At 49.5% G+C, this 5,913-nt stretch carries 5 protein-coding genes; 1 reads left to right on the top strand and 4 read right to left on the bottom strand.

The annotated features are described in order from the left end of the window. Positions 1 to 80: 80 nt before the first annotated feature. Positions 81 to 449 carry a poly-beta-1,6-N-acetyl-D-glucosamine biosynthesis protein PgaD gene (pgaD, locus tag OQV04_RS23265; protein ID WP_001304746.1) on the top strand — a complete coding sequence of 123 codons (369 nt, stop codon included), beginning with the start codon at positions 81 to 83 and terminating at the stop codon, positions 447 to 449. 49 nt (positions 450 to 498) lie between these two features. Here the strand turns inward: pgaD and phoH are convergent, their stop codons facing one another. From phoH to efeU, 4 genes are all read right to left on the bottom strand, one after another. Next, complete coding sequence (phoH, locus tag OQV04_RS23270; RefSeq protein WP_000533533.1) at positions 499 to 1,287, bottom strand: phosphate starvation-inducible protein PhoH; 789 nt, start codon at positions 1,285 to 1,287, stop codon at positions 499 to 501. A 620-nt stretch (positions 1,288 to 1,907) separates the two neighbouring features. After that, positions 1,908 to 3,179 carry an iron uptake transporter deferrochelatase/peroxidase subunit gene (gene efeB, locus OQV04_RS23275; RefSeq protein ID WP_274446504.1) on the bottom strand — a complete coding sequence of 424 codons (1,272 nt, stop codon included), beginning with the start codon at positions 3,177 to 3,179 and terminating at the stop codon, positions 1,908 to 1,910. Positions 3,180 to 3,184: 5 nt separating this feature from the next. Further along, on the bottom strand, positions 3,185 to 4,312 hold the full coding sequence (gene efeO / locus OQV04_RS23280) for an iron uptake system protein EfeO (RefSeq protein WP_332643052.1): 1,128 nt from the start codon (positions 4,310 to 4,312) through the stop codon (positions 3,185 to 3,187). A gap of 57 nt (positions 4,313 to 4,369) precedes the next feature. Further along, a complete protein-coding gene (gene efeU / locus OQV04_RS23285; RefSeq protein ID WP_000497953.1) occupies positions 4,370 to 5,200 on the bottom strand; it encodes an iron uptake transporter permease EfeU in 831 nt (276 codons plus the stop codon). Positions 5,201 to 5,913 lie beyond the last annotated feature (713 nt).

Below are 5,913 nucleotides of genomic sequence, written 5' to 3' on the forward strand. Positions count from 1 at the left end.
CTGATAGAAACAGAAGCCACTGGAGCACCTCAAAAACACCATCATACACTAAATCAGTAAGTTGGCAGCATCACCGTTTACTGGTTGATTATGTTGCCACAACCATCTTGTGGACATTATTTGCTTTGTTCATATTCTTATTCGCCATGGATCTGCTGACGGGTTATTACTGGCAAAGCGAGGCCCGAAGCCGACTTCAGTTCTATTTTTTGCTGGCAGTGGCGAATGCCGTCGTGTTAATTGTCTGGGCGCTGTACAATAAGCTGCGTTTTCAAAAACAGCAGCATCATGCAGCCTACCAATATACGCCGCAAGAATATGCAGAGAGCTTAGCAATACCTGATGAGCTCTATCAGCAACTACAAAAAAGCCACAGGATGAGCGTACACTTCACCAGCCAGGGGCAAATAAAAATGGTGGTTTCAGAAAAAGCGCTAGTCCGGGCATAAACACCCAAAACAAAGCCCGGTTCGCCCGGGCTCTGCACCGATAATACACTTAACTGTATGCATGCAGCGTACGTTGGCAAAGTGCCGAACGTACGCAATCCTCTTTACCGAACCGGACGATCCCGACCATTTCATCTTCTTCGAAACGTTCCAGCGCGTCACTTAATCCGGAGCACACGCCGCGAGGCAAATCGCATTGCGTGATATCACCGTTGACGATAACCGTCACGTTCTCCCCGAGGCGGGTTAAAAACATTTTCATTTGCGCGGCAGTCACATTCTGCGCCTCGTCAAGAATGACGACTGCATTTTCAAAGGTACGTCCACGCATATAGGCGAACGGCGCAATTTCCACCTTCCCTATTTCCGGTCGCAGGCAGTACTGCATAAAGGAAGCCCCTAAGCGCCGGACCAGCACGTCGTAGACCGGGCGAAAATAGGGAGCAAACTTTTCTGCGATATCTCCAGGTAAGAAGCCAAGATCTTCATCGGCTTGCAGAACTGGACGGGTGACGATAATCCTGTCGACATCCTTATGTATCAGGGCCTCTGCCGCTTTTGCTGCGCTGATCCAGGTTTTTCCGCACCCGGCTTCGCCCGTGGCGAATATCAGCTGCTTACTCTCAATAGCCTTCAGATAGTGCAATTGCGCTTCATTTCGCGCGAGGATGGGCGAGGTATCGCGACTGTCGCGGGCCATACCAATGGCTTCTACGCCGCTCATCTGCACAAGCGAGGTGACCGATTCTTCTTCACGCTGCTTATGGCTGCGCGAATCCCGTCTCAGCACACGTTTTGCCTCGCGACGAGCTTTGATCACTGCTTTTTGTCTTCCCATGGAGAGCACCTTGAGTTGTTTGTATTCATCACACGCGCCGTTGGCAGCGCGATTATGCGCACGAACATCAGAGGGTTGGCTTCCTTGTAAGCCATAGTTTGCTTTTGGATAAAATGCCGAAAAACGGCTACGCGCACCGTTTACGGCGTCGGTAACACATGAAAAGAAAGGATGAGGTTGAAAATGCAAAGTGACGAGATGACTACCGGAGGAGAAAACTCCGCGAGTGGTGGCGCGTTGATTATCTAAAACATGTCCAGTACAGGACGTTACCATCCGCGATCTCCATAGTGACTGACTATCACTGCCGGGAACTTCCGCTGCTACTTAATAAGTACAACAGATCTCGCATTCATTGCAACAATATATTTACTTATATTTAACTATAAAACACCATTTTAGTGACATTAGTTTCTACTGGAAAGATGACAGAGTGATGACAGAGATGAAAAAAGCTGTGTGCTTTCAGCAGGATTCACATCAGGCATCAGTGCACGATCGCCGGATGCGGCGTGAACGCCTGATCCAGCCTACCAAACCCGCACCGATTGTGAGCATCATAAGCATCGCAAGCGCCGCATCAGGCATCTGCGCACAAATGCTTTATCCGCCTAAAAACATTAAACCCGCAATAATGCGCTTCCGAGATAATCGTGCGCGTCCTTCACTCCCGGCAGCGCAAAAAAATAACCGCCGCCGATAGGTTTAACGTATTCCTCCAGCGCTTCGCCATTGAACCTTTTTTGTACTGTCAGGAAGCCTTTTTCCAGATCGTGCTGGTAGCAGACAAACAGCAACCCCATATCCAGTTGTCCGGAGTTGGTGACGCCCAGTGAATAACTGTAGCCACGACGCAGCATCAGGCTGGACTCACTCTCCGCCGTGCGGGGATTCGCCAGCCGGATATGGCTGTCCAACGCAATCACCTTCCCTTCCGGGTCGCTGGCGTAATCGGGAACATCATGCTCATGCTGCATTCCCAGCGGTGCGCCGGTTTGCTTATCACGGCCAAAAATCGTCTGCTGTTCTTTCAGCGGCGTTCTGTCCCAAAATTCCACTCGAAACTGAATCAAGCGTACTGCCTGATAGCTGCCACCGATTGTCCACGCAGGCTCCTGCTGATCTGCCGTTACCCACACCACTTTTTGCATCAACTTATCATTCTGGCTATCGGGATTGGCAGTGCCGTCTTTGAAACCCAGCAAATTAATCGGCGTCTCTTTGCCTTTACTACGCGCCGCGTGATCGGAAATAAACCCTTCCCGCTTCCAGCGCACACTGAGCAAATCCGGCGTGTGTTTGATGATATCGCGCAGCGCATGGATCACCGTGTCCTGGGTGTTGGCGCAAATCTGTAGCAACACATCACCATGACATAACGCCGCATCCAGCGAGTCGTTGGGGAAACGCGTCATCTTCTGCAGCTTTTTTGGCATCTGTGGCGCAAGGCCAAAGCGCTCATCAAACAATGAGTGACCCACCGATAACGTGATGGTGAGATTATCGGGCGCAATGTAGCCGCCAAGAATGCCGGAATCGAGTGGTGGCAGGCGCGGATTTGGCGTTTCTGGTGCCGCTCCGCCCTGAGTCAGAAAAGCAAAACGCTGAGTCAACAAGCGAAACAACCGTTCAAGATCGGTTTTATCGCTGGCAAGCACATCAAACGCCACCAGCATCATTGCGGCCTGTTGTGGCGTCAGGATCCCTGCCTGATGCTCACCATAAAACGGCTGTTTCTCATTGCGTGCATCCGGTGAAAGCGTGCCCGGTGCACTTTGCGTTTTTTGTGCATGAGCGACCGGACAACTTCCCGCCAGCGCCAGCGCACCAATCCCTTTCAGTAAACGTCGGCGTGACGGTTCATTCACGCCGTTTTCATCTTCATACTGCATAACGCTTAATCCAGCCCCAGCACACCGCGAAGTTGCGCCAGATCTTCCGCCAGCGCAGTAATCGGCCCTTTCAGCGCGTTCCGGTCGGCCTCGGTCAATTTGTCGTAGGTTTCAAAACCGTCTTTAGTACGGTATTTCGCCAGAATGGTATCGACCTTTTTAAAGTTGGCATCGACTTTTGCCAGCAGTTCCGGGTTGGCTTTTTGCAGTTGTGGACGCAGCAGATCGACAATTTTCTGCGAGCCTTCAACGTTAGCCTGGAAATCCCACAGATCGGTGTGGCTGTAGCGATCTTCTTCACCGCTAATTTTGCTGGCTGCCACTTCCTCAATCAGTCCGGCTGCACCGCCGACCACTTTTGAAGGTGGGAAAGCCAGTTCACTGATGCGTTTTTGCAAATCGACCACATCGGTATAAAGCTGGTCGGCATACTTATCCATCCCTTTGGTGGTGTTGTCGCCAAACAATGCTTTTTCCAGACGGTGGAAACCGGTGAATTTTGGATCAGCGGCTTTTTGCTCGTAATCATCTTCACGGGCGTCAATGCTGCCATCCAGATCGGAGAACAGTTCAGCAATCGGTTCAATGCGCTCATAGTGCTGGCGCGTCGGCGCATACAGTGCTTTCGCTTTTTCGATATCGCCAGCTTTAATCGCGTCGGTAAAGGCTTTGGTGTCGGTCACCAGCTGTGTGGTTTCCGCCATGACATACGCTTTATATGCAGTAATTGCACCACCAAGACTTAACAGCGCATCACTTTGCGCCGCATCCGCCGTTGCCTCACCTTTGACAATCAACGTCCCTTTCGGGTTAGTCAGCAGACCGCAGGTCATATCGTATTCGCCAGGCTGTAAATTCGCCGTCATTTTCTGGCTAAAACCAGGGGCGATATTTTCCCGCTCTTCCACCACCATCACGCCTTTGAGGATCTCCCACTCCAGCGCCTTCTGGCTGTGGTTCTGAATAATGAACTGTGTTTTCCCGGCGTTAACCGTAATGGTCATCGGTTCGCACTGCTTATCCGTCACGGTCACTTTGACCTGCGGCACATCAGCGGCGTTAGCCATAAAAGCAGAAGAGAACAGCGCAGCCACGCTCAACTGCAATGCGTTACGGCGGAAGTTAATGGTCATGACGAGACTATCCCTTTAAAGTATGTTGTAACTAAGCAAGAGTTTGCGTCGTATTTGCTACGCGGAGCGAGACGCTGTCGCCCCTGCGCGTGGTGGCAGAGCAAATGCCACCAGCGCCGGGATGAGATAAATAAACCAGACGGCGACTTCGCTGACGCTCGGTGCTTCCTGATAACCAAAAATCCCTTCCATCAACGTGCCAAACAGCGAGTGAGTTGAGAGCACCTCGCTCATATCAAAGGCGATTTCCTGAAAGTGGTTCCACAATCCGGCTTCATGAAATGCGCGAATGGCACCTGCAGCCAGTCCTGCGGCGACGAAGAGAATAAACAGGCTGGTCCATTTAAAAAATGCACCAAGATTGAGGCGAATACCGCCCCAGTAGAGCAGGAAGCCGAGCACCACGGCAGTAGCAAGACCGAGCATTGCACCCAGAGGCGGCCAGATCCCGACATCTTGTTGAAATGCCGCCAGCAGGAAAAAGACCGACTCCAGGCCTTCCCTTGCAACGGCAAAAAAGACCATCATCACCAGCGCCCAGCCATGATGATTTCCACGCTGCAATGCGCTATCGACTGCCTGTTCCAGTTGCACTTTGACGTTGCGCGACACTTTGCGCATCCAGAAAACCATCCAGGTAAGGATCACCACGGCGATCACCGCCACGATACCTTCAAACAGTTCCTGCTCTTTTTGCGGAAATTCGCCGGTGGTTTCGTTAATGAAGATACCCAAGCCCAGGCACAACGCAGCGGCAAGCAACACGCCAATCCACATCACACCAATCCATCGGCCTCGCTGGGTACGCTTAAGATAGCTGGCAATCAAACTGACAATCAGCGCGGCTTCAAGTCCTTCGCGCAACATAATGAGAAACGGAACAAACATGCCACCCACCCTTAAACGTTTTTCTGAGTCAATCTATGCAAAGAAAAGTAAATCGCAGTGATAGCGATTATCATTACGCTAAAGAAAAATACAAGCGGAATGTTTATAAAATGATGTTGGAATGTAAAAATGAGGAGATCAAATCCGGAGAAAAAAGCGATTATTTTAAGGTATTTAGCTGACGTTTCGCCCGGCAGATGAAGCTTGTACGAATGTTAGTGCCCACAAACTCGCTGCAGCGTGCCCCGAAGGGTTGAATTTTCAGTTAGTCGTATCACAAAAGAACGTTGTTTTTTGCTTATTAATAGATAGTGATAAGGTTGTGAATGAAATTATACCTCATCTCCTCATCGAATTTTTTGCCCACAACCTAAACAGGAGAAAACGTGTATTTAAGTCTGGAATGAGCGATTTTTGATAGTGCCTAATTATCCCCCAAAATTATAATTCCCCTTATTATATTCCCAGTGATATCATTTTATGGCTAATGCTACATACAATTCTAAATCACGATAAAACGTAGCAGGACGCGCATTGAATAACGTTAAATATAAGAAAAAATAAAAATCTTAATCAAAGTAAGAGATTCTCGTGAAAATCAATCATCACAAACACCAACACATAAAAATCAATAAGATGATAATTAATAAATGTTTTTTCTCACGATTTTTCTACTATGACATTATCACAAACCCACTAACATGAATACAGAA

Source organism: Escherichia sp. Lx600-2 (genome assembly GCF_036662595.1).
Classification (GTDB): domain Bacteria; phylum Pseudomonadota; class Gammaproteobacteria; order Enterobacterales; family Enterobacteriaceae; genus Escherichia; species Escherichia coli.

Coding starts and splice junctions, on each gene's coding strand:
- phoH (WP_000533533.1), bottom strand. CDS start 1,287: ATGGGAAGACAAAAAGCAGTGATCAAAGCTCGTCGCGAGGCAAAACGT.
- efeB (WP_274446504.1), bottom strand. CDS start 3,179: ATGCAGTATGAAGATGAAAACGGCGTGAATGAACCGTCACGCCGACGT.
- efeO (WP_332643052.1), bottom strand. CDS start 4,312: ATGACCATTAACTTCCGCCGTAACGCATTGCAGTTGAGCGTGGCTGCG.
- efeU (WP_000497953.1), bottom strand. CDS start 5,200: ATGTTTGTTCCGTTTCTCATTATGTTGCGCGAAGGACTTGAAGCCGCG.